General features: G+C 43.8%; 23 protein-coding genes, 3 tRNA genes and 1 pseudogene. 10 read left to right on the top strand and 17 right to left on the bottom strand.

What is annotated here, in order from left to right; genetic code table 11:
- The 5 genes and pseudogenes from VFW36_RS06885 to VFW36_RS06905 form a co-directional block, all read left to right on the top strand.
- A pseudogene (locus VFW36_RS06885) lies at positions 1-221 on the top strand (nitrogen fixation protein NifW); the annotation flags it as partial.
- Positions 178-624, top strand: a complete 447-nt coding sequence (locus tag VFW36_RS06890; protein ID WP_329658075.1) for a nitrogen fixation protein NifZ — start codon at positions 178-180, stop codon at positions 622-624. The pseudogene VFW36_RS06885 and the gene VFW36_RS06890, both read left to right, overlap by 44 nt.
- 83 nt (positions 625-707) lie before the next feature.
- Positions 708-998, top strand: a complete 291-nt coding sequence (locus VFW36_RS06895) for a 2Fe-2S iron-sulfur cluster binding domain-containing protein (protein ID WP_329658076.1) — start codon at positions 708-710, stop codon at positions 996-998.
- A 183-nt stretch (positions 999-1181) separates the two neighbouring features.
- Positions 1182-2447 (top strand): RNA polymerase factor sigma-54, encoded by a 1266-nt coding sequence (gene rpoN, locus VFW36_RS06900; RefSeq protein WP_329658077.1) that lies wholly within the window; start codon positions 1182-1184, stop codon positions 2445-2447.
- 61 nt (positions 2448-2508) lie between these two features.
- Entirely contained in the window at positions 2509-3774 is a 1266-nt protein-coding gene (locus tag VFW36_RS06905; RefSeq protein WP_329658078.1) for a DNA polymerase IV, read from the top strand.
- 3 nt (positions 3775-3777) lie between these two features.
- Here the strand turns inward: VFW36_RS06905 and VFW36_RS06910 are convergent, their stop codons facing one another.
- On the bottom strand, positions 3778-4143 hold the full coding sequence (locus VFW36_RS06910) for a chemotaxis response regulator CheY (RefSeq protein WP_329658079.1): 366 nt from the start codon (positions 4141-4143) through the stop codon (positions 3778-3780).
- A 353-nt stretch (positions 4144-4496) separates the two neighbouring features.
- Between VFW36_RS06910 and VFW36_RS06915 the strand changes: the two genes are divergently transcribed.
- From VFW36_RS06915 to VFW36_RS06930, 4 genes are read left to right on the top strand one after another with little or no spacing between them, the layout of a single operon-like run.
- Positions 4497-6413 (top strand): TonB-dependent receptor plug domain-containing protein, encoded by a 1917-nt coding sequence (locus tag VFW36_RS06915; RefSeq protein ID WP_329658080.1) that lies wholly within the window; start codon positions 4497-4499, stop codon positions 6411-6413.
- Positions 6413-6838 (top strand): hypothetical protein, encoded by a 426-nt coding sequence (locus VFW36_RS06920; RefSeq protein ID WP_329658081.1) that lies wholly within the window; start codon positions 6413-6415, stop codon positions 6836-6838. The genes VFW36_RS06915 and VFW36_RS06920 overlap by 1 nt, the downstream gene beginning before the upstream one ends.
- Positions 6838-8760, top strand: coding sequence for an EAL domain-containing protein (locus VFW36_RS06925; RefSeq protein WP_329658082.1), 1923 nt, complete (start codon positions 6838-6840; stop codon positions 8758-8760). The genes VFW36_RS06920 and VFW36_RS06925 overlap by 1 nt, the downstream gene beginning before the upstream one ends.
- 8 nt (positions 8761-8768) lie before the next feature.
- Positions 8769-9707, top strand: a complete 939-nt coding sequence (locus tag VFW36_RS06930; RefSeq protein WP_329658083.1) for a hypothetical protein — start codon at positions 8769-8771, stop codon at positions 9705-9707.
- On the opposite strand, the gene VFW36_RS06935 is transcribed toward VFW36_RS06930, so the two are convergent.
- The 5 genes from VFW36_RS06935 to VFW36_RS06955 all read right to left on the bottom strand — a co-directional run bounded on the left by VFW36_RS06935 (position 9692) and on the right by VFW36_RS06955 (position 12590).
- Positions 9692-11260: a diguanylate cyclase domain-containing protein gene (locus VFW36_RS06935; RefSeq protein WP_329658084.1), complete on the bottom strand. Its 1569-nt coding sequence runs from the start codon at positions 11258-11260 to the stop codon at positions 9692-9694. The genes VFW36_RS06930 and VFW36_RS06935 overlap by 16 nt on opposite strands.
- Positions 11261-11278: 18 nt before the next feature.
- The gene (locus VFW36_RS06940) at positions 11279-12139 is read right to left on the bottom strand and encodes a hypothetical protein (protein WP_329658085.1); all 861 of its coding nucleotides are present in this window, start codon (positions 12137-12139) and stop codon (positions 11279-11281) included.
- Between the two features lie 110 nt (positions 12140-12249).
- Positions 12250-12326 (bottom strand) — tRNA-Met (locus VFW36_RS06945).
- Positions 12327-12418: 92 nt separating this feature from the next.
- Positions 12419-12495: transfer RNA gene (locus tag VFW36_RS06950), tRNA-Met, on the bottom strand.
- A 20-nt stretch (positions 12496-12515) separates the two neighbouring features.
- Positions 12516-12590: transfer RNA gene (locus VFW36_RS06955), tRNA-Gln, on the bottom strand.
- 159 nt (positions 12591-12749) lie between these two features.
- Between VFW36_RS06955 and VFW36_RS06960 the strand changes: the two genes are divergently transcribed.
- Positions 12750-13787 (top strand): bifunctional 3,4-dihydroxy-2-butanone 4-phosphate synthase/GTP cyclohydrolase II, encoded by a 1038-nt coding sequence (locus VFW36_RS06960; RefSeq protein WP_329658086.1) that lies wholly within the window; start codon positions 12750-12752, stop codon positions 13785-13787.
- 12 nt (positions 13788-13799) lie between these two features.
- On the opposite strand, the gene VFW36_RS06965 is transcribed toward VFW36_RS06960, so the two are convergent.
- The 11 genes from VFW36_RS06965 to VFW36_RS07015 form a co-directional block, all read right to left on the bottom strand.
- Positions 13800-14198, bottom strand: coding sequence for a glycine zipper 2TM domain-containing protein (locus VFW36_RS06965; protein WP_329658087.1), 399 nt, complete (start codon positions 14196-14198; stop codon positions 13800-13802).
- Between the two features lie 14 nt (positions 14199-14212).
- The gene (locus VFW36_RS06970; protein ID WP_329658088.1) at positions 14213-14971 is read right to left on the bottom strand and encodes a hypothetical protein; all 759 of its coding nucleotides are present in this window, start codon (positions 14969-14971) and stop codon (positions 14213-14215) included.
- A gap of 3 nt (positions 14972-14974) precedes the next feature.
- Complete coding sequence (locus VFW36_RS06975; RefSeq protein ID WP_329658089.1) at positions 14975-15592, bottom strand: penicillin-binding protein activator LpoB; 618 nt, start codon at positions 15590-15592, stop codon at positions 14975-14977.
- Positions 15593-15603: 11 nt separating this feature from the next.
- Complete coding sequence (locus VFW36_RS06980; protein WP_329658090.1) at positions 15604-15972, bottom strand: DUF1425 domain-containing protein; 369 nt, start codon at positions 15970-15972, stop codon at positions 15604-15606.
- Complete coding sequence (locus tag VFW36_RS06985) at positions 15959-17377, bottom strand: hypothetical protein (RefSeq protein ID WP_329658091.1); 1419 nt, start codon at positions 17375-17377, stop codon at positions 15959-15961. Before VFW36_RS06985 ends, VFW36_RS06980 begins: the two co-directional genes overlap by 14 nt.
- Before the next feature lie 74 nt (positions 17378-17451).
- Entirely contained in the window at positions 17452-18153 is a 702-nt protein-coding gene (gene cysE / locus VFW36_RS06990; protein ID WP_329658092.1) for a serine O-acetyltransferase, read from the bottom strand.
- Positions 18154-18162: 9 nt separating this feature from the next.
- Positions 18163-19992, bottom strand: coding sequence for a biosynthetic arginine decarboxylase (gene speA / locus VFW36_RS06995; protein WP_329658093.1), 1830 nt, complete (start codon positions 19990-19992; stop codon positions 18163-18165).
- Positions 19993-20002: 10 nt separating this feature from the next.
- On the bottom strand, positions 20003-21220 hold the full coding sequence (hisS, locus tag VFW36_RS07000) for a histidine--tRNA ligase (RefSeq protein ID WP_329658094.1): 1218 nt from the start codon (positions 21218-21220) through the stop codon (positions 20003-20005).
- The gene (gene tmk, locus VFW36_RS07005; RefSeq protein ID WP_329658095.1) at positions 21217-21798 is read right to left on the bottom strand and encodes a dTMP kinase; all 582 of its coding nucleotides are present in this window, start codon (positions 21796-21798) and stop codon (positions 21217-21219) included. Before tmk ends, hisS begins: the two co-directional genes overlap by 4 nt.
- Positions 21783-22274 (bottom strand): pantetheine-phosphate adenylyltransferase, encoded by a 492-nt coding sequence (gene coaD, locus VFW36_RS07010; protein ID WP_329658096.1) that lies wholly within the window; start codon positions 22272-22274, stop codon positions 21783-21785. Before coaD ends, tmk begins: the two co-directional genes overlap by 16 nt.
- On the bottom strand, positions 22267-22759 hold a 493-nt coding region (locus VFW36_RS07015), incomplete at its 5' end, for a UbiX family flavin prenyltransferase (RefSeq protein ID WP_329658097.1). The genes VFW36_RS07015 and coaD, both read right to left, overlap by 8 nt.

A 22759-nucleotide genomic window follows, 5' to 3' on the forward strand; every position in this document is an offset into this window, starting at 1 on the left:
TGGGGAGCGATACGAAATTGCTCGAATATTACCGTTTTGCTCTGCTCACCGTCTACAAAAATTTTGAGAACGGCTATAGCCCCTCAGCCGCCGATGTGTGGGAAATGTTTGATAAACCGAGCGCTTGCGGAACCTGTTCTACCTCAAGCAGCTGTAGCACTATTGAGGAGGTGAGCAATGGAGTCCATGCCTGTACAAGCCAAACAACCATTAGCTTCTGATGATAATATGCCCATCAATGATGAAGCACGTAAAACAAACCTCTATAAGATGTCGACCAAAGATGAGATTTTGTCTCTCTACCGAGTCGGCGAGCGGGTTCGACTGACGAAATCGATCCGAAATGACGGAACCTATCCCTATGCGCAGGTCGGCGATGTATTGATCGAAGCGGGAGCCGAGGGGTATGTCCGAAAAATCGGTGACTTTTTACAGACGATCCGTATCTATGAGGTCAATTTTATCGAGGAGGGGTTTATCTTCGGATGCCGTGAAGCGGAACTGGAGAGTGCCCTCGAAGATGACGGTTACGACGAAGTAGCAGAAGAGCTGCGCTGGATCAAAGAACACCGTGCCGCACGAGCTGCCCAGAAAGCGGCGCAATCTCAAGAAGAGGGGGAATAAACAACACTTTTCTGAGATTTTTGCATACTGTATCAAATTGGTGCCCTCGCGGCTAAATAATCGTAATCAACAAAGGAGTTGGGATGACAACACGTGTAGAAATTATGAATGACTTTTTGGCGATCAACGTCATACCGGGCAAAACGATCCAAGACATCGTTGAAGCTTCAGGTAGTGCGCTTCCGTTCGGATGCCGTGACGGTGAATGCGGTACTTGTGTCGTAATGATCGAATCAGGGATGGAGTACATGAGCCCCGTTACTGATAAAGAGAAAGCGGTACTAAAAACACTCAATGAAAGCAATCCGAAAGCTCGTCTTGCTTGTCAAATGAAAGTCGTATCGCCAAACGGTTTGGTACGTATTAAATACTAAATAGTGTCACCCCGAACTTGATTCGGGGTCTGATGATGAGATGCTGAATCCAGTTCAGCATGACAATTATCCTTTAATTGCCTATTTTTTGATCAATACTTTGCCTAAATAAAGCCTATAATTTTCATAAGAACAAAATATGCATTGCTTTGTATAAATGTGTATTTTTTTAGGTGGCTTATTATGCAAACATCACTCTCTTATAAACAAAAACAACTTCCCCGTCTATCAATGCAAACATGGCTTCCCCTTTTACAATGTTCTCTCAATGATCTCGAAAAACATTTGCAGGTCATTACAAATGAAAACCCATGTTTAGAGGTAAAATCGGGATTTGAAGAATCCTCCTCAGGGGTAGGGGGGAGTGCGGCGTACGGTGCATTTCAAAACTACGTCTCCAACTCATCCAGCGATCAAATCGAGTGGCTGAGTATCTCATCTACCTCATTGTATGAAAAACTCGATGAACAGATCGTAGCCCCGTTATTCCCGACACCTATTTCGCAAAAGATCGCCCGTCAGATTGTCTACTATATCAGTGATGAGGGGTATTTTGAGGGCTCTGTCGAAGAGGTAGCTCAGCAGTGCGACACCGATGCGCATACCGTAGAGAGGGTACGTCAGCGGTTTGCCCATTTGGAACCCTCGGGTGTCGGTGCCGTGGATTACAAAGAGTCGTTTTTATTTCAGCTCACCGATTATGATTTGGATGATGAACTCTCTATTTTACTGAGTGCTATGATCTTGCAGTTTGATAAAATGGAGAAATTTATAAAGCATCCCCGTTTGGGTGATGCCAAGCATATATTACAGCAACTACGCAATCCTCCGGCGCTGGAGTATATGGAACCCGAAGCTCAAATAACCCCCGATCTGTTCGTCGAATTTTCAGGTTCAGAGCTGAACATCCGTATCAACCATGCGTTTTATCCCGATCTTCAGGTCAATCTGATCGATAAATACGATAACTTTGCCCGTCAAAAATTCAAAGAGGCGCGTGAATTGGTCAAACTGCTCGATTTGCGTAAAGCGACCCTCTATAACGTGGCACTGGTGCTTCTTGAGAAGCAATACGGCTTTTTCATGGGGGGTGAGCTCAAACCGCTGCGTCTTCAGGATGTCGCTGATGAGCTGGGATTTAACGAATCGACGATCTCCCGTGCTATCGCCGATAAATACATCCAAACCGAGCGGGGGCTCTTTGCATTCAAAGACTTTTTTTCCAATTCGATCGGGGAAGTCTCCACGTCGGAGATCAAACACTTTCTCAAACGGCTGGTGGGAAGCGAAAACAAAGACGATCCGTTCAGCGACAAAGTGCTCCATGAGATGATCGAAGAGCGGTTCGGGGTCAAAATGGTGCGCCGTGTTATCGCCAAATACCGTCAGGAACTTGATGTCCCATCGTACAAAGAGCGGCTCTTTTTATACAAACTCGAATTACTGTAGGCGATATGTCAATCTGACAGAAAAATGAGAGGATGATTCGGATCGCACTATGATGCATTCTATGATTATCCATTTAGATCTTGATTGTTTTTTTGCATCGTGCGAACGGGTACTAAACCCCTCATTGGAGGGAAAATGTGTCGCGGTCGGAGGGCGGGGAGATCCGTTTATCTTCGATAAAAAACCTATTGCGGATAAAAAACTGATGAATATCAACAGCGGAGCGTTTGTCCCCTCGCTGTTTCATGCTAGGTATGATAGCCGAGACTATTTCAAAGACGGCGATACTCTGCGCGGAATCATCACAACCGCGAGTTATGAAGCGCGTGCATACGGGGTCAAAACCGCGATGAGCGTACATGAAGCGCTACGTCTTTGCCCTCATCTCATTCTTCTTCCGCCGAACCATCTGCTCTATCACACAATGAGTCATGAGCTGATGGAATATATATCGAGTGTTGTTCCCGTTATGGAGCAATACAGTATCGATGAGATGTTCGGCGATTTGAGCGGATGGATCGCGCCGGAGGATACGTATGATTTTATTCGAGATCTTCAGCACCAAATAACGATGCAATTTAAGCTCCCCGTTTCCATCGGTGCGAGCAGTTCCAAATGGATCGCGAAACTGGCGACTTCGGCGGCGAAGCCTTACGGTGTTCGTTTGGTTAAAGAGAATGAAATCGAGTCGTTTGTCAAAGATATTCCCATAGGAGAGTTTCCGGGGGTCGGGAAATCATTTTCCGCTAAAATGGCTCGATACGGCATAAAAACCATCGGCGATGCGTGGAGATCACAGAGCTTGATCCAATCGTGGGGGAGGGCGGGAACGGATCTGTACCAACGCTTTAGGGGGCAGGATCATGAACCTGTACAATCGAAGCGATCCCGAAAAGGGATAGGTATGTCGCGATCTATGGATCACCCGATAGAGAGCCGCGATGAGCTCTATCGCCGTATCCATATTTTAGTGCGTCATTGGAGTCATACGATTATGAAGCTAGGGGTCAATCCGACCACCTACGCTTTTTCATTGGGGTATGAAAACGGGCTCAGCTCCAAAAAACAATATACCCTCTATCGCTTGTTTAATGAGCAGTTTTTGCAGCACTTTTCGATTGAAAAATTTAGAGAGCTCGATCTCTATCCTCATAGCAGTGTCCGTTACATCGGGATGAGTGCGAACAAGTTCACCCGACATGATCCCAAAAGTTTCGATTTACTCGAAATAGACAACGATACCAAAATGCGTCATCTCACCGATGCGTTGACACAGGTGAGGGACAAATACGGATTGGACATAATCCGAGGAGGGGGAGAACTCTAGCGTTTATCCTAAAACGGCGCTCAGCTTCTCTTTGAGTACCTGAGGGGTAAACGGTTTGACAATATAATTGTTCACGCCCGCTTTGAGAGCGGTAATGACTTCTGTCTTTCCCCCCTCGGTAGTTACCATTATGATAGGCAAACTAGCAAAACGTGCATCTGAACGTACTTTTTTTACCAACTCCAGCCCATTCATTTCCGGCATATTCCAATCCGTAATCAGCATATCAATCTTGGGATCAGCATTCAGAACAGACCATCCCTCTACGCCGTTTTCCCCTTCAAGCACATTTTCATGTCCGAGTCGTGAAAGGGTATTTTTGATGATACGGCGCATTGTCGAGCTATCATCTACCACTAAAAATTTCATAATCTCTCCTTTCGGTTCTTTCCTGTAAGACATTGTAGCTATGTAACGGTCATATATTGGCGACAAATTGAGACGGATATGTGACCGAAAAATTTGTATTATTGCACATCAGGATAGTCCATCATTTAGGTTTGTTAAATTTTATTACATTAATTGAGGTTCTTATGGATTCGATACAGCCATCATTACTATCGGATACGATGGATTTTTTCTGTATTGTTTGGGAAAGCATTTCTACTATGGTATTTATAGGATTAACACAACATACATTTGAAATGGTGTTTATCGGGTTGTTCATTTTGATGCTGATATGGGGCATACAAAATACTTTTAAAAAGAATAAGCGGTAATTTATGAAAAAAATTGGATATTCACTCTCACTAACAGCACTCATCCTATCTGCACATGAATCAGATATTACGTCACTCCTAGCAGAGTACCGTGATGCTTCGGATCTCTCTAATAAAACTCGTATAGAAGCACTAGGACATGTTAGCACCTATACCCGTGAAGATATAGAACGCTATCATTATTATAAACTCTCCGATTTGCTTAAGGGGATACATTTTGTTAACTACGAAGTAGGACGATACGGTTGGGGAAGCCCAAACGCCGCAACCACACGGTTTGATCCGACAACCTATGTCCGTCTCTATCTCGATGATCAGGATGTCGGAACGTGTGCCGTTGGGACAGCAATGATCCAATGGAGTGAACTTCCGCTGGAGATGATCGATCATATTGAACTCTACGAAAATAGCGGTGCATTTGCTCTGGGGAATGAGCCTGGGATATTTATCATTAAAATGTATACCAAAGATCCTCATCGTAATGAGGGGACAATGGCACGCCTCTCCCTCTCCGATCGGGGGGATCGTGAAGCGGGGCTATTTTATGGGGCTGTCGGTGAAAAATGGAATAGTACGCTCTATGGTGCAGGAACTCTAAACGATACTCAAAAATACGAGTTAAACGGTGTCGATATATCCCATGAACGACGAAGAAAGTATCTTATTGGAACATTGAACAGTGAAACGACATCGATCAATGCGGGTTATATATCGCTCAATCAAGATCTTTTCAGCGGGAGCGCAATCGACTTTCATCCGAGCAGTGGGTATTATAAGACAAGCCAGTTTTATGCGAATATAACCCAATCCTTACTCAATGATCCGACCTTTTTATTAACCCTCTCTTATAACCAAATCAGTGCCGATCAAAGTGAACGCGGCTCGTTGTTTTTTCCTCCGATGGCAAGAGCCGGACTTATGCTCGGAACCTCGTTCGATCAAAGTTATAAGATTCAGCAGGAGAGCGCATTTTTACGAAAAACATGGAAAGGTTCTGATTGGGATTTGTTTCTAGGGACAAGCTATAAGTATGTCTCAGGAGATCAATCGCTATTACAAGCTAATGGCTATACGGTGATGTTTACTCCGACTACCGTTGATCTCAAAACCGTCGTTCCGATCATGGACTCCAAACAAACCGGATCGTTGATCGCCGAAGCGGGATATGAACTCTCTAGAGGAATCTGGGTCAAAGCGGGAGCCAAGATGGATCATGCCCGCTACAGCAATCTTTATGATACGGAAAAGACTATGAACTTTCATGGCGGTATCGTGATGCTCGATGATGCTCATTGGACGCATAAACTTTTTGCAAGTCATACGGAACTACCTCCTGTTTTTGCCAATATTTTGATGTCGGACAGCGCTAAACAGCTTAAACCAGAGCAATTAGATGTGGTGTCTTGGACAAGCGAATACAAAGCAGAGGATTGGAGACTTCAAGCTTCAGTTGCACTCTCTCGAGATTATTACTTTATAGCTCTCAATCCGACAACGATGGTTGCCGAGAATATGGATTCTTCTCCAAAACAGCGTGCGTTTGGTTTAGATGGGAGTTATTCGGTTTCATCTGAAAGCAAAATCGATTTTGGAGCACATACGACATCCATATCAGGCAGTGATCCTTACAGTGCACCTAATGGTGGGTACCTTCGCGGTGTGAGCATGTGGAATGATATTGATTTCATGGGAGAGGTTATTTACCGCAGCGGTTACACCACTTATGGCGGATACCGAGTTGATGAGGGGTATCGGATTAATCTAGGGGCTACGTTTCCGATCAATCGTACGCAAACTCTCAAACTCAAAGGGGAAAATCTTTTTGGTGCAGCGCAAGAGACGCTATTGATGGGTCCCACGTTTACCTCACTCCTTTATGATCGCCCACGAATTTTAGCGCAGTTTGAGTGGAGCTTCTAATGAGACGATTCCTACTCTATTTCACACTAGCGGCTAATCTACTGGCGCTGGAAAGCGATCTTAAATTGCATGCGAAAATGATGGATAAATTGGCGGTGGATTTGGTCAACAAGGAGCGGGTAAAAATCTATGATCCGACATACGGTCGCTCATACGATAGCTATTTGAGTCAATCCGATACCGTACATGAGTGTTCTGATGCCGACATAGCGATTGTTAGTTCGATCAATCAAATACAAGGGTGTAAAAATCAGATTATTCTCGTGACAAAATACAGTTTGTTAAATGAACTTTCCGAAGCTATCGGAGCATTTTACTGGCAAAAGGGCCGCCCTAATCTGGTATTTATCCGCTCTCGATTAGCTGAAAAGAAGGTACGCTTGAACAATGAATACGCGAAACATATTGATGAGCGAATCTACTAATGACCTTTTTTAAGCTATTGATCCATCGATCATCATGGATACTCGGAACACTGTTACTATTTCTCGGTTCCGTTATCTATTTTCAATTCCATATGGTCAGTCAAACCGAAAAAATATCACATCAACTGATCGAAACATCCCTATCCGAACCCTCTATAATGGCGGAGAATATAGCACACTCATTGGAGGTTATCGGGGCGAAGGAGGGGAATCTTTCTGAAAAACTTTTGAATGATTCAGTACTGCGCGATGCCGTCGAATCAAGTATGCGTGTATTGAAAACTCCTGCTATCGGCTATATATATCTACTCTATCCCGATGGAGAGACTTTGCGTTATCTGGCGGATGCATCTAGCGGCGATGAACGAGCCCGTCCGGGGCAACGTTTTGAAGCATTTGATGAGGAGTGGATGGAGAGTATTCGCAGAGGAGAAGTGCATAATATTTATTCATCTCAATTCGCTTCCATCGGTGTTACCCATATCCGACCTATCAAAGTCGATGGTAAGGTTCAAGCAGTTTTAGTCTTTGATTTGATGATGCAACGTGTAGAGGCTATTGATGATATGTCGGCTGAGTTACAGCAGATGATGAAAATTACCATAATTGTTTTAACTCTTATTGGCGTGATTGTTATCCTCAGTGCGATTCGTTTTTATTTTATCAATTCTAAGCTCCATACAGATCCGTTAACTCAGGTTCATAATCGCAATTTTTTAGAGGATTTACGTGCATCGTATAATCTACTGGATTTTCATATTATAAGCGTTGATATTGACCATTTTAAGAAGATTAACGATACGTTCGGTCATGATGCAGGTGATGTTATCTTGCATAACGTCGCACAAATTATTCTTTCTCATCTGAGAAAACGGCGTGACTTTGTCATCCGTATGGGGGGCGAAGAATTTCTCCTCCTTATACGACCCGATACATCCGCCCCATTTGATACCCTTTCCGTCGCTAAACGGATACACAATGCCATATATAACTCAGATATGTTACTTCCAAACGGGGAAGAGATCCATGTGAGTGTTTCTATGGGGGTTAATGTCAAAACTAAAAATGCCGCTTCTTTTGATGATGCTCTGAAACAAAGTGATATAGCCCTTTATCACGCGAAACATAACGGTCGTAATCGTATTGAACAATACGAAGAGAGACGGATTGATCAGCAAGTCGGGCTTATGAAGCTAATAGATGTCAAAGAATCGTTTGACGAAGATAGACTTGTCCCATTTTTACAGCCGATATATCATAGTGATAACTGTGCACTATCGCATTATGAGATGCTTGCTCGCATTCGAACCAGAGATGGCAAAATTATCACCCCTAACTATTTTCTCCCGACGATTCATTCTACGCTGTTAGAACAGCGTCTTACCAAACGTATCATTCAAAGTGCAAACCAGATCATTACCCAATCCCCTGATACGACGTTATCGCTCAATATTTCAGTCGGAGAATTGAATGACAATTCGATCTTGGATATTTTGTTACATGAGATCAGTGATAGTGTAGCCACACAGATGTGTTTAGAACTCCTTGAAACCGATATGGCTGATGATTTTGTCCAACTAGGTATGAGAGTCCAAGAGTTAAAAGAAAAAGGGTATCGTATCGCCATAGACGATTTTGGGACAGGATACAGTAACTTTATCAACATTGCACAACTCAATATCGATTATCTCAAGATTGACGGTTCACTCATTCGTCAAGTCGAATCCAATGTCCGAACGGCGACGATCGTAGAAGCGATTCAAGTTTTTTCGGAAAAGTTAGGGATTATGACCGTGGCAGAATTTGTCAGTTCCGATGAAATACTCCATTGTATTCAAAGCATAGGAATAAATTATGTGCAAGGCTACGTGCTAGGTAAACCTGCACCGGTAGATGAATATTTGCCAAATATAGCATTTTAAGGAACCCCGTGTCAGAAAATAGATATACACATAATGAAGAAGAATCATGGGTCATTGATTTAATGCACAGTGATATGTATTGGTATGAATGGATAGAGGATAAAAAAGATTTTATCCCTAATCAAAAATTTTTACAAGAATCGCATCCAACCGTGAAATATCAAGTTGAAAATGAACTCCATACACGATTCATCTATTTTATCGCGACTCGAACAAAAGTACGCTTTTCAACTTTGAAACAGCCAAAATACTCCTTTTCAGGGAATAATCTATATCTTTATCTTGAAATAGGAAAAGAGAAAACAAATCGTAGAATCGAGTTGGATATATACAAATGTGCGTTAACCAAAAATACGGTTAAACCTCAAGTGGTTACAACAGGAAAGTACATCACATTTATTTACGAAGACATGGCTAAATTCACCTTGGATATTCACGATTTCTTACTGTATTATGCGATTGATTTGGGGATAAATACCTCTATCCATACGATAGGATTTATCAATAATATCAAAGCTATACCGAAAAAAATAAATGATTTAACCGGAAATGCTGCTCATGATGAGGACGATACATTTCTCTATTATAACCTTTTTAAAGTGATCACCTTAGGTACTCATAACCCAAAAAATACGAGTTTTATCGCCAATAAAAATCTTACCGATGAGTTAAAAGTTAACATGGAAGGGTCTATTCTTGAACAATGTCTAAATTTGTATTTTGAGACCAAACAGGTAGATGAGAAAATAGAATCGGAAATAAATCTTCGGCGACTGGCACAAGAGAACCATATTACGAAAGTGACGGTTCATTACGAATTGGAAAAAGCAAATGAATATTTCAAATTTTGTTCAGATGCTATGTCCGCTCAATCCTGCCATTTATTCACGTATCAATTTGAATCAGAAGCATTAGTGATGAACTCCTATTCTCATCCTCCACTATAAACGGTGCAATGTTCGGAGGTTTGGTGCTTTGCGAAATACATCGCTTTATCGGCAGACTTTAGCAGTGTAGAGGGATCACTTCCATGTTCAGGATAAAATGCGATTCCGATGCTGAGTGAGGGTGCTATGGAGCAATTTTCAACTACAATAGGGTACCTCGTTTTGCTTATGAGCATTTTGGCGATCGAGATTGCCTCTTCATGATGGGTGATTGATTCGATAATAAGGGTGAATTCATCACCACCCAGACGGGCGACAAAATCACTTGAACGTATATTTTCTTTTAACCGCTGAGCCACAGTTTTGAGAAGTATGTCTCCGCACTCATGCCCATACGTATCGTTGATCTCTTTAAACTGGTTGAGATCGATAAAAAACAGTGCGAAGGATTTATGTTCCCGTTCATGCCGCTCAATAGTTTGGTTCAAAATCTGGTTAAAGAAAAGACGGTTTGGGAGCTCTGTCAAAACATCATGTAAAGAATCGGTGAGCAATCTCTGCTCATACGCTTTTTGAAGGGTGATATTATCAACACTGAGCCATACAAAGGGTGAACCCTTAATCGATATGAGTTTACCCGATATTTTAACGGGGACACGTTTTTTATCACTATCGATATAGACGCTTTCATAAGGGTCTATACGGCCGTTTAGTTTGAGGGCGTGAAACCGCTGTTTTTCCGATTCGACAACGTCATGTGCTATCAGATCAAAATAGCTTATATTTCGGATACATTTAGTGCACGATGCGATAATCCGTAAAAAACTTTTGTTGGCATCGATAATTTTTCCCTCCAACGTACATAGTGCCAGTCCCGCGGATGAGCTGTTGATTAGCATACGGTTGAAGTGGCGCGAATCTTCTATGTCTTGTACTAGCGGATGGAGAAAATACCAAAAAACAAGGCTCCCCGCAAATGCTAAAAGGAGGGTTAGACCTATGGCATATTTTGCGGCTTCGAGATAGGGATCGCGTATTTCGCTGAGATCGATTTTAGCGACCAACCCCCATCCTAAATCTTTGATCGGTTGATATGCCGCCAAAACGACTGCACCCCGATAATCATAGAGAATATCAACCCCTTTTTCTCCTTTCAGCGCACGTCGCATCGGTTCACCTAGAGATGAATTCCATGGGATCGGTTTTGGGTTATCCATCTTGAAATGACGTTGTTTGATTAAAAACTCTATTTGATCCCCTTCACGTTTTCCTAGGGTAAATTCACCGGTTTTTCCGAATCCTACATATTGGTAATGAGCATTGGATATTTTTCCGATAATATCTTCTGAGAGTAGTTTTCTTTTTTCCGGTGTGACAGGCTTATGATACATAAACTCTTGCTCGGCAACGATATGGATCATGAGGGCTTGCGTCTCAACGAGTTCTTGCAAACGATCTTTTTGTCGGTTGAATCCGAGGGTATAGAGGAGGATTATGGTGAAGGTCACAATAACAATCATATTGAATGTCAAAAGTGAAATAAGATAATAAGGGGTCTGTTGTATCCGCTTATTTGCAAAATACTCGCTAAACGATCTTCTAAATGCTTTCATACGAGCACCCCTGATAATTTACTTTGTCTGGCGGGAAAGACGGTTATAAATCCCGGTTCCGACGATGAGTAATGTTACGCCGATAATTAAATAAAAAGCATTGATAAGTTTGCTGTAATCATCGAGCACGATTTTGAATACTGCCATCAACGATTCGATGGAGAGGGCAATAATAATAGAGGTTAGAAATTTACTCAATGTTTTGTTTTGCAAGTCGTTGCCGTAATTGAATGTTTTGAAAAGAACTTCATTCTCGATCAGCGTCTTCGCAAGATCATAAATGGCAAGCCCGATCGTAATAGAGATAATTGAGGTAAAGATCTGATGCATTACCGCTTCAGCGGAAAAAGGCGATACAAGCATGCTGTAAAAGATATATCCGCCGTAAAAGATTAAAAAAACCGATACGATTCCCAGCAACAACCCGCCGCTCCCCATGACAAAACGGTTAATTTGCTCATACGCACTGTTGTGCTCTATGAGGCGAAGTTCTTCGAGTAGTTTGAGCATATCGAAATCGATGACAAGGTAGGAGTCGTTTTCTTTTTTTACCACCGTTAAGGTTGGAAGACCCGTTACATGGTGGAGATAGGGATTGCTGGTATGGATGAAATCTTCTTCAAAATTCACCCACTTAAAATAAAAAGATTTATCGGTATCTTTGCGATCTTCATCGATGTAATTCCTACCATAGCTGGGAGAAATTTGGATAAATGCGTTATTGACGGCATAAATGACTTCCGCTGATTTGTCGGTTTCGAAAAAACGGCGCATGTCTTTTGTATCCGTTGAGAGAGGGTGGAAATTTTCCATACACATACGAAGGTAAAATTGAATACTGTTTTTATGTTCAGTATAAATACTGATGATCCGTTTCATGAAAATTCTCCTTCGAGGAATTTTCGCTATAGGTTTTAGCACTGATTGCATTAAGAGATAGTCGGAAGATTAAGGTAGAAATAATTTTTAAGGATATAAGAAATTATAATTGGTTGCGGAAGCAGGATTTGAACCTACGACCTTCGGGTTATGAGCCCGACGAGCTACCGGACTGCTCTATTCCGCGACACGAAGTTTGAAAAAAGTTGTATCAAGTCTTAAAAAAATTCTGAGTTAGAAGATAGGCTCTGAAAGTTAATCGTAGTTGACGTTAGTAGTTGGTTGCGGAAACAGGATTTGAACCTGTGACCTTCGGGTTATGAGCCCGACGAGCTACCGGGCTGCTCTATTCCGCGGTGTTAAAAGTTGACAGTGGTGGATGGGGAGGAGGGATTCGAACCCCCGAATGACTGGACCAAAACCAGTTGCCTTACCGCTTGGCGACACCCCAATGTTCTCGTTAAGAGGCCGAAATTATAGACATTTTTGAATAATTTGTCAAGTGTTTCGTAAACAACGCGATTAAAAAAGGTCATTTTTTGGTTTGTGATAGTTTTTTAACCCTTTTACCCTATAATTGCTTACTATATTAATTACAAAAGAGTATTGAATGTCAGCAGTGCAACGTGTATTGGATGCTATCGAAGAGTTTAAAAAAGGTCGAATGGTTATCATGGTGGATGATGAGGATCGTGAGAATGAAGGGGATTTGGTTTATGCCTCCGTTTTTTCAACACCGGATCATGTTAATTTCATGGCGAGTCATGCCAAAGGGTTGATCTGTGTCGCAATCAACCCGAGCATCGCTAAGCGCCTTAGCCTTGAACCGATGGTCAAATCAAATACATCCATGCATGAGACGGCGTTTACGATCTCTGTGGATGCTACAGCGGCAACCACAGGTATTTCTACGGCAGAGCGCGATATGACGATCAAAATCCTCGCGAACCCCCTTTCGCAACCCTCTGAACTGGTAGCTCCCGGGCATATTTTTCCATTGATCGCGAAAGAGGGTGGGACACTGGTTCGTATCGGTCATACAGAAGGGTCGGTTGACCTTTGTCGACTATCGGGTTTAGCCGAATCGGCAGTTATCTGTGAGATTATGAAAGAAGACGGAACGATGGCTCGTCGTGATGATTTGGATCTATTTGCCGCCAAACACAATCTCAAAACGGTTTATATCTCTGATATTGTCGAATTTCGTCTTGCTAATGAGACATTGGTAAAAGCGATTTCGGAAGAAGAGATCGAGTTTTTCGGTGTCCACGTCAAAAAGTATGAATTTTCAGACCATCAGGATAATCGTCATACCGCCGTTGTTTTCTACAAAGCGGGGGAGACGGCGAACGTCAAAGTCCATAATGTCGTTCCCGATATAGATTTGCTCCTCAATCAAAGTAAATATGCCCATTTGATCGATTCGATCAACTACCTCAAACATAATAGCGGGGTCATGCTCTTTATCAATAAACCGCACCATCAGCATGTTAATATGAAAGAATATGGCATAGGTGCTCAAATCCTCAAATCGTTAGGGGTTAAACATATGCGTCTTATCGCGGAGACAAAAGTTTCTGATTTTGCGGGACTCAGCGGATTCGGTTTGGATGTGGTGGAGACGATCAATCCCTCTGAGGGGATCTAAGAAAGAGAAAAATCAGCGAACCGTATTGCACTTGCGGATGAGCTGATATTGCGGTGTAGTCGGGGTATTGTTTCCCGAACTCGCACCTACTGCGGTTCCTATCGCCGCTCCTGCTACCGTAGCGGCGGTATTACCGCTTCCGCTTCCGAATTGATGACCGACGATTCCGCCGATAATTCCTCCGACGACAGCACCGGCGACATTAGGATTTTCATCCGGTTGTGAAACACCGCTAATCGGTACTTGTTCATACCAGCATTGCTCTTGCACAGAAATTGATTCTACAACAGGAGATGATGGGTAGGATGCAGGCGGTGTCATATAATAATCATTACTACCTGTATTAAGCATCTCTGATTGAGCCAATGTCGAAGCGACAAGTGCGAATAAACCGACGGTATAATATTTCATACAGAACCCTTTAGTTAATCTACGAGTCGTTTTCCCGGTGAGTCTTGATAATTCACTTCCGCTGATCTTTTTTTGCCCGTGAGGGTTTCGATCATCGATGCGGTTAAATCATCGACGGACATATCGACAGTATCATCGACCGGTACGGGATCATTCATGTTAAAGGTTTGTTGTCCGGTTCCCGTAAATGTTTTGGCAAACACGACTTTACCTGTTTTTTTGTTTGAAACTTGAATATGGATTGCGGTGGTCGCAGAAATAGCATAACGTTCATTGCTTCCATCAGGGACGAGGCGAGGTTTACTACAGCGCATCGTTTTAATAGTGCCGTTCAAAACGTATTCTCCCGACTTGGACATCGATACGCCCGCATCGTTGAGGGCAGTTTCGATAACACTGGTCATTTTGTCCGAGTACATGATTTTTTCCACCATGACCGTATCATTATAGGTGCTCGCAGTGACTTTATGATGCTCTTTGTAGTCTTTGTACTCATTATCACGCTTCATACTTGCTTTTGCCGATCCGCTCGCATTGTAGGTGAAGTATCCCGATCCGCTGACATGAGAACTATGTTCAACATTTTCATCTTCTTTGATAGTACCGTCTTGATTATGGGTAGCTTCCGCCACACTGTTTTCAAAATTTTGTACAACGGTGTAGTTGTAGCTTAACGGTTTGACTTCTACCTGCTCGCCATCGCTCAAGATAGCGGCACTGAGTACTATCGAAGTGCTGCAAAGAGCGGCAAGTGCGTATGTAATGAGTTTCATGACTTACCATCCCATCGAAGATTTTGCGGTAACTTTACGAATCTCTTTTTCATCCGCCCATAGGATTTCTCCGCTTTGCGGGTCGACGAGTTCCATGGATACATTGTAATAAACGTCTTTGACGTCATCGTTGGCTTTTTTGATCGAGCGGACATTTCCGGTAATGATGTAATCCGAATCGGTCATCGCTTTCATTTTGGTTTTAGTCGTAGCGGTAGTGGTCAAATCACGTTCTGCATTGACTTGATTGAGGTTCGCGGTATCCGCCAAGAAACGAACTTGTCCCGATTTGAGAAGTTTGATACGGATCTTATCGGTGATCGCTTTGGTATCGATATGCTCATAGGTGAGATTGTTGACCGTGCGAAGACGAACTTTCGGCGGTTGTTGCGCTTTGGCTATATAGCGAGTTTCAAGAAGCGACTGCGTTAATGTCTCTGCGGTTGATTGTAAATCGGATGATCCGAAATCAGCCGTGACCGTCTCAGCCGCTTTGGCATCGCCGTATTTAACATTGGATGAAGCACCTACCATTCCGGCTCCGCCGGTGGCACATCCGCTCATTAAAAATGATGAGAGGATAAGAGTAGCTGAAAGTGAAAGTTTTGTGAATGTGGTCATGCGTTTTTTCCTTATTTATTTGGGGTTGAGATTACGATACGATAGTCGGTTACATCTGGGCGATTAGCCATATCGACAACACGGATTTGCTGTTTTCCGACAATGGTGAAAGGTTTCCATGATGTTTGATCCACCACAATTCCTCGGCTGTCAATCCACTCTACTTGGTATACCATCCCCTCAACTTCGTTGTCATCTTCATTTTCAAAGGTGGCGGCAACTTTTAGAAATTTACCTTCTTGGAAACTTTTGTGCTCTTTGAGAATAACACGCTCTTTTCCGATGTAATGTTCTTGATTTTTTCCGGCACAACCGCTGATTCCCAGAATCAATAAACTTCCGAGTGTGATGCTAAGCAGTTGATGTTTAATAGGCAACATGGTCAATCCTTATGTTATCGTTGGTGATGTAAGAGACAAGAACAAGAACCCCTTTTTTATCTTTGGGCAGGGTGAACGATTCTTGTCGATCGTTCATGGTAATGGTAAACGTTTCTCCTTGCAATGCTTCAAATTTTGATAAGTAGCCTGAATTTGGGAGAAGTTCCCAGTTTCGGTATCCTGAATCAGCCGCTGAACTTCCGGCATCCATTGCTAATGATGCCACAAATCCCCCTAAAAATCCAAAATTATCGGATGCCTGTTTTGCAATAACTGCTTTACTTGTTGCTCGAACGACTGATTTCGAGAGTTCACCGATGAGTTCGTCTTTGAGTGTTTTGTACGCCATAGCATTGGTTTGCAACAATCTCGGAGGCTGCAAACGCAGTTTATCGGTAGAAATAGTGACGACACTGACGTCATTGATCGGAGGATTGTAGGAGGGGAGGTCTATACTGGTGTAGTTGGCTCCGTTAAAGAGGGGAAAATGTATTTTTTCTATTTTGACCGAAGGGGCTTCACCCGCTAATACGACGACGGTAATCTCCATCTTTTCAATTTTTGGAGTGGTTGGCTGATTGTTGAGTGCGGGTGCACCTTTTTTACCTTTGGCTATCGGTTTGACTTTAGCCGAAACCGTCGGAAGTGCTGATGTCGGAAGCTTGACAAAAGCTTTTGAAACATCAGGGTTGAGCGTGAGCGCACGCTTGAGGCTCACTTCTCCTAAATTTTCGCTCGGAAATGCGATATTGGTGATAATACTGCTCAGAGCATAGGAAAAAGGGTCTTGATAACTGTTAGCAAGACGACGGACACTCTCATCTTCGAGCATGGCTGACATAGAGTATTCACTGGGGATAGAGGATACATTATTTCCCTCTTTTTCGGCTTTGGCTTGCTCTTCGGCCGCCTCTTTGATCTTCTCTTCCGTTTCACTTAGCCAAAACTCTTGACGTTGTTCCATACGACGCATCTCAACCGAAGCCCCTTCAAAATTAGACAGCATGGCATAGTTTAATGCATTAAGCGTGTGCATCAGGGTTCGTTCATACCCTTTTCCGTAATAGGTTTCAGCCCCTTTGGATAAAAAACTCGATCCTAAAAAAGAGCCGACGTTTCGCAAACTAACTTTGGCGCGGTTTTCATATTCGTCCAAAATTTCAAACGACTTTTGAAATGAGTTGATAGAGTTGTTAAACTCGCCGTTTGCTTGCTGTAGTCGTGCAAGATTGAGCCAATACCAAAATTCGTCTTGATCGGAAGTATCAGCACTTAGGGTTGAGAGGGTCTGTTCAAACTGCGGTTTTGAGAGGCTGGAACGAAGCGTTTGGGAATCCAGCGAAGTAGCATGTAACTGAAGGGCGCAAAGTAAGGAACAACTTATTATTTTCAGCCTGTTTGCCATATAAAACCTTTGATGAAATAATTCTAACAATCGATTGTAATGGCTTATGTATTAAACAATCTTTAACAGAGTATTTAGTTTTTCATCGCTTTGATAAATGATTCATAGATATTTTCAAGCTGCAAATCTTGTTCTAGAATCTCCGTATTGTCTTGAACCATGTAGTGTTCGAGTACAGCGACCCGACGGAGGAGATATTCAAACATCTCTTTGTTGATGTCGGGGAGTTTGTTGTGGCTGAACGGATCTTTGTCTCGCCCTTTTTGGATCACGTGAGCCGGGATACCGATAGCGGTAGAGTTGTCAGGGACTTCACGTACAACGACAGAATTGGCTCCGATTTTGGAGTTGGTTCCGATGGTGATGTTGCCGAGTACTTTGGCTCCCGCTCCGATAACAACGCCGCTACGGATCGTCGGATGGCGTTTGCCGGGGGTGAGGCTTACTCCACCGAGGGTAACGCCTTGATAGATGAGAACATCGTCTTCAATCACGGTAGTTTGACCGATGACGACGCCGAAGCCGTGATCGATAAAAACACGTCGCCCGATGGTAGCACCCGGATGGATGTCGATGTTGGTAAAAAGCTGATTGATACCCATGATGATACGGGCGATCGCACGAAAGCCGGATCGATAGAGACGGTTGGAAATACGATACCAAAAGATCGCCCAAACGCCGGGGTAGTTAAAAAAGAGTTCGATACGCGAACTGATGGCGGGATCATTTTTGTAAACGTTCGAAAAATCTTCGGCAATTTCAGAAAAAAGTCCCAAATTAAATCCTTATCGAGTGGTTCGCAAGTACCCGTTTTGGTAGAGGTACATTTCGAGTTTTTGAAGTGTATCACTTTTTTCTTCTTCTGTCCTAAAATCACTCGAAGCGAGTTTATTTTTAAGGTTGGTCAGAAGTTTAGACGCATCGTAGCCAATATCTTCGAGGATATTGAGTACGTTGTCCGATTCGGTGAAGTTTTCGATCTCGTAGCCGTTTTCATTGATGAGGATGGTACATTCGCTCGGGTGGGTGAAGAGGTTATGGTTCATCCCCAAAGTCTCTTGATAGGCACCAACGTTAAAGAATGCCAAGAAGTATTCTTCTTCATCGAGATCGATGTCGTGGAGATAGAGCGGTGTCTCGGGTTGAAAACGGATCTCCCCGTCGCTGTCACAGGTAATATCCCACAAACTCGCCGCGCGGATAGCGGGAATATCGAGGCGATCCAGTGGCATGATCGGAAACTGCTGCTGCAATCCCCAATAATCGGGGATACTTTGGAAAATAGAGGTGTTGATCAAATAGCGCTCTTGGAGCTTCACCTGAAGACGCTCGATCTCCGGCATCGGGTTGTCTTGTGAGAGGTAGAGCGATTTTTTGATAATCTGATGCACCAAGATTTCGGCGTTGGAGCGATCTTGCAAATCGATATGTCCGAGATTGAACAACGTGAGGAGCGATTCCATGTGGTCTAGCGCATCATGCATATACTCGATACAGGTACGCGGAGAGAGCAACGAGTTAAGCTCACGCAACTCCTCGATCAACGGAGGATTATGCTCTTTGAGTTTGAGTGATTTGGCTTGGTAATCGTGGCTGAAAAGCTCCAAAACCGGAGCGATGAGAACCGAGTGTGACGCAACGATGAAACGACCTGATTCGGTGAAAATATCGGGATGGGCAACCCCTTTGGCATTCATGATCTCACGGAGCAAAAAGACGACGCTGTTGGAGAACTCTTCGAGGGTATAGTTACGCATACGAGTCGAGGTGTGTTGGGAATACTCAACCGCTAAACCACCCCCGATGTTGATCGCACGGAGGTTATCGGCACCCATTTTTTTGAGCTCGGCATAGATATTTCCCGCTTCACGTAAAACCCTCTTCAGCGGAGCGATGTCTTGCATTTGAGACCCGATATGAAAATGGATCATCGTGAAATGTTCTAGCATATTGTTCTCTTGGAGCATGAGCATTGCTTCGATAAGCTCCGTGGAGGTGAGACCGAATTTGGCACTCATTCCGCTGCTTTTCGCCCAGATACCGCTTCCTTCTGATTGTAAACGGACACGGATACCGATATTAGGCACTTTCAGCTGGCACGACTGAGCAACATCGATAATCCATTCGAGCTCGCCTAGTCCCTCGATGGTGATCGTGATGTTATGTCCCATTTGTGCCGCCATAAAGCCCAATGTTACCATCTCTTCGTCTTTGAAACCGTTGACGGTGATCGGAGAACCGATAGGGGTTTTCGCCATCGCTAACGCGAGCTCCGCTTTGGAACCCGCTTCCAAGCCGTAACAGTAGCTCTCACCGAGTTCGACGATAGCATCGACCGCTTCAGGAAACTGATTTACTTTGAGGGGGAAAACGGCATTGAATTTACCGGTGTAGTCGTTTTCGAAAATCGCACGGCGAAAGTTCGAATAAAGTGCATCGATCTGTTTTCCGATCAAATGGGGAAAACGGAGGATGAGAGGGCCTCGAAGATTGGTTTTACGCACTTTTTGGGTGATTTCGAGCAATGAGGGTGAACTTTTATAGTTGACTTTGATCTTCCCTTGGTCGATCATAAAGTTGTTTTCACCCCAAATATCTATACCGTATGTTTTCACATCATCCCCCTTATACAAAAAAATCGTTTAACGGGATAAGAGATTCGGTTTTTTCTACCAAATCTTTTACCCAAATAGCGTTTTGAGCAAGCTCATTTTCACCGATAACGGCACAATAGCGGGCGTTAATACGATCCGCTCCTTTGAGATGATCTTGGAGTTTTCGGGGTTTGTATTCGACGACCGCTTTTTCGCTTCGACGCGCTTTTTCCGCCGCTAAAAGGATCGGTTTAAGTGCCGCGGCATCCATCGCACCGAGATAGTACCCCTCGCGCACACGTTCTGGCATAACGATCAACTCCATCAACCGCTCGATTCCCAGCGCAAATCCGACCGCAGGAGTCGGTTTTCCGTCCAAAAACTCGATGAGGCGATCATAGCGTCCGCCGCCGGCAATAGCACTTTGGCTCCCGATGTTGTCACTGACAAATTCAAACGCCGTTTTGGAATAGTAATCGAGTCCCCGTACGAGATTCGTATCGATCTCATAGGCGATAGCGTGCTGATCCAAAATGGATTTAAGGGTATCAAAATCACTTTGGCACCCTTCACACAGATGATCGATCAATTTGGGTGCATTCGTATAAAGGGCTTGGCAAGCTTCGTTTTTACAATCGAGGACACGGATAGGGTTGGTGAGTTTACGACGTTCACAGTCGCCGCAGATCGCATCACCGCAACTCTCGATGAAACTGACGAGTTTTTCACGGTAGGCTGGCATACAGTTTTGATCACCCAACGAGTTGAGTTTGAGTCGGTATCCGATACCGAGTGTTTTGAGAATATCCGAGACCATCATAATCATTAATGCGTCTTCATAGACCGAATCGACACCGAAACTCTCGATCCCGAATTGGTGGAACTCTCTCAATCGACCTTTTTGGGGGCGTTCGTATCGAAACATCGGTCCGTGATAGTAAAAGCGGTGGATTCCCCCTTTTTTATCGAGCTTATGCTGGATGAACGCACGTACGACTCCGGCTGTCCCCTCGGGGCGAAGGCATACGTCATTCTCCCCTTTGTCGATGAACTGATACATCTCTTTGCCGACGATGTCACTGGATTCTCCGACAGAGCGTTTGAACAATGCCGTCTCTTCGAGCAGCGGCGTTTCGATATAGTGAAACCCGTATCGCTTGGCGATGGTAGAGGCTGTTGTAATAAAGTATTCAAAACGTTCATAGTCCTCGGAGAGGATGTCGTTCATTCCGCGCAAAGATTGGATCATAAGGCTCCTTTGATAAGGTTTGTAATTTCTTCTGTAATTGTATCGATAGATTGTGTCGCATCGATTACATGGGTTTGTATACCCAGAGCATACGCCGAAGCGATAAGGGCTTCTTGGATACTGAGGAGATAATCAATTCCCCGTGATTCGATCACATCGTGCTCTTTTTGGCTCAGTCTATGTGCGAGTTCTTCGGGGGTCAATTTCAGAATAAACACCGTATCGGGCAACGTTCCGCTAGTAGCGAGACGATTGAGCGATACGAGCGTGGATTCATCGCAGAGGTTTTGAACACTCGCATACGCCATCCCCGATACGGCGGAGCGGTCACTGATAATGAGTTTGTTCATATTGGGCAATATGACCGATTCGGTATGCTCGGCACGGTCGGCTAAAAAGAGGAAAATTTCTGCCATTTTACTTTTTAAATTGCCGAATAGTACCATATTTCGAATCTCAACTCCCGTCGGAGTTCCGCCCGGCTCTTTCGTAATCAGCGCTTCGGGGAAGAGGGTGCGAAGCGCTTCGATTTGTGTGCTTTTTCCGGCGGTATCGATCCCTTCTATCGCAACGTACATGATTTCATACTCCCGATAACATTTTGGACAGGCTCAGGGAGCAAATGTACCGTTTTACCGTTGAATTTCAGCAGATTTCGGACGATAGAAGAGCTGATGAATGCATGTTTGAGTTTCGGCATCAAATAGACCGTTTCGATGTTGGGATCGAGGGAATTGTTGAGATACCCCAGTTGAAGTTCAAATTCAAAATCGCTTACCGCGCGCAGTCCTCGAATAAGTACGGTTGCACCGAGGGTGTTGGCGAGTTCAACGGTGAGATTATCAAATCCGACAACCTGTACGCGATCAAGATCTCTTACGGCTAGTTTGACCATATCGACTCTCTCTTGCAGCGTAAACATCGGTTTTTTTTCCTGTGAATCGGCGACCGCGATGATCACTTCATCAAACAGTTTGATTCCGCGCTCGATAATATCAAAATGACCGTTGGTAATAGGATCAAACGTTCCCGGGTAGAGGGCTATTTTATGCATCAGGATTCCATCGTTTATAAAGATTGTTCTCGATACCGAGAAGATCGAACCATTTGCCGATCATAAAATTTTCCATCGATTCCAAATCTTCCTGATCGCCGTAGTAGGCAAGGACGGGTGGGGCAATGATGACTCCTAGCATAGAAAGCTTATGCATATTTTCCAAGGCGATAGGAGAAAAAGGGATTTCACGCGGTGCGAGAACCAAGGTGCGTCGCTCTTTGATCATCACCGCAGCGGCGCGGGTAATGAGGTTATCGGCGATACCGCAGGCGATTTTAGCGAGGGTATTCATACTGCACGGGGTGATGATCATCGCATCCGCACCGTACGAGCCTGAGGCTACGGAAGCCCAGATTTCATCGTTTTTGTGGAGAGTTAGATTTTCCTCTTTTTCTAAAACGATTTGGGCGTGATCTGATACAATGAGGTGTTTTTGTACATCAGCGGGGAGGGCATGTACGAGTTTAAGTCCTAATGCCGCT

It is taken from the genome of Sulfuricurvum sp. (assembly GCF_036279695.1).
Lineage (GTDB): Bacteria > Campylobacterota > Campylobacteria > Campylobacterales > Sulfurimonadaceae > Sulfuricurvum.

Bases quoted from the DNA above. Each gene is read 5' to 3' on its own strand.
- VFW36_RS06890 (WP_329658075.1), top strand. From the start codon at position 178: ATGGAGTCCATGCCTGTACAAGCCAAACAACCATTAGCTTCTGATGAT.
- VFW36_RS06895 (WP_329658076.1), top strand. From the start codon at position 708: ATGACAACACGTGTAGAAATTATGAATGACTTTTTGGCGATCAACGTC.
- rpoN (WP_329658077.1), top strand. From the start codon at position 1,182: ATGCAAACATCACTCTCTTATAAACAAAAACAACTTCCCCGTCTATCA.
- VFW36_RS06905 (WP_329658078.1), top strand. From the start codon at position 2,509: ATGATTATCCATTTAGATCTTGATTGTTTTTTTGCATCGTGCGAACGG.
- VFW36_RS06910 (WP_329658079.1), bottom strand. From the start codon at position 4,143: ATGAAATTTTTAGTGGTAGATGATAGCTCGACAATGCGCCGTATCATC.
- VFW36_RS06915 (WP_329658080.1), top strand. From the start codon at position 4,497: ATGAAAAAAATTGGATATTCACTCTCACTAACAGCACTCATCCTATCT.
- VFW36_RS06920 (WP_329658081.1), top strand. From the start codon at position 6,413: ATGAGACGATTCCTACTCTATTTCACACTAGCGGCTAATCTACTGGCG.
- VFW36_RS06925 (WP_329658082.1), top strand. From the start codon at position 6,838: ATGACCTTTTTTAAGCTATTGATCCATCGATCATCATGGATACTCGGA.
- VFW36_RS06935 (WP_329658084.1), bottom strand. From the start codon at position 11,260: ATGAAAGCATTTAGAAGATCGTTTAGCGAGTATTTTGCAAATAAGCGG.
- VFW36_RS06940 (WP_329658085.1), bottom strand. From the start codon at position 12,139: ATGAAACGGATCATCAGTATTTATACTGAACATAAAAACAGTATTCAA.
- VFW36_RS06960 (WP_329658086.1), top strand. From the start codon at position 12,750: ATGTCAGCAGTGCAACGTGTATTGGATGCTATCGAAGAGTTTAAAAAA.
- VFW36_RS06965 (WP_329658087.1), bottom strand. From the start codon at position 14,198: ATGAAATATTATACCGTCGGTTTATTCGCACTTGTCGCTTCGACATTG.
- VFW36_RS06970 (WP_329658088.1), bottom strand. From the start codon at position 14,971: ATGAAACTCATTACATACGCACTTGCCGCTCTTTGCAGCACTTCGATA.
- VFW36_RS06975 (WP_329658089.1), bottom strand. From the start codon at position 15,592: ATGACCACATTCACAAAACTTTCACTTTCAGCTACTCTTATCCTCTCA.
- VFW36_RS06980 (WP_329658090.1), bottom strand. From the start codon at position 15,972: ATGTTGCCTATTAAACATCAACTGCTTAGCATCACACTCGGAAGTTTA.
- VFW36_RS06985 (WP_329658091.1), bottom strand. From the start codon at position 17,377: ATGGCAAACAGGCTGAAAATAATAAGTTGTTCCTTACTTTGCGCCCTT.
- hisS (WP_329658094.1), bottom strand. From the start codon at position 21,220: ATGATCCAATCTTTGCGCGGAATGAACGACATCCTCTCCGAGGACTAT.
- tmk (WP_329658095.1), bottom strand. From the start codon at position 21,798: ATGTACGTTGCGATAGAAGGGATCGATACCGCCGGAAAAAGCACACAA.
- coaD (WP_329658096.1), bottom strand. From the start codon at position 22,274: ATGCATAAAATAGCCCTCTACCCGGGAACGTTTGATCCTATTACCAAC.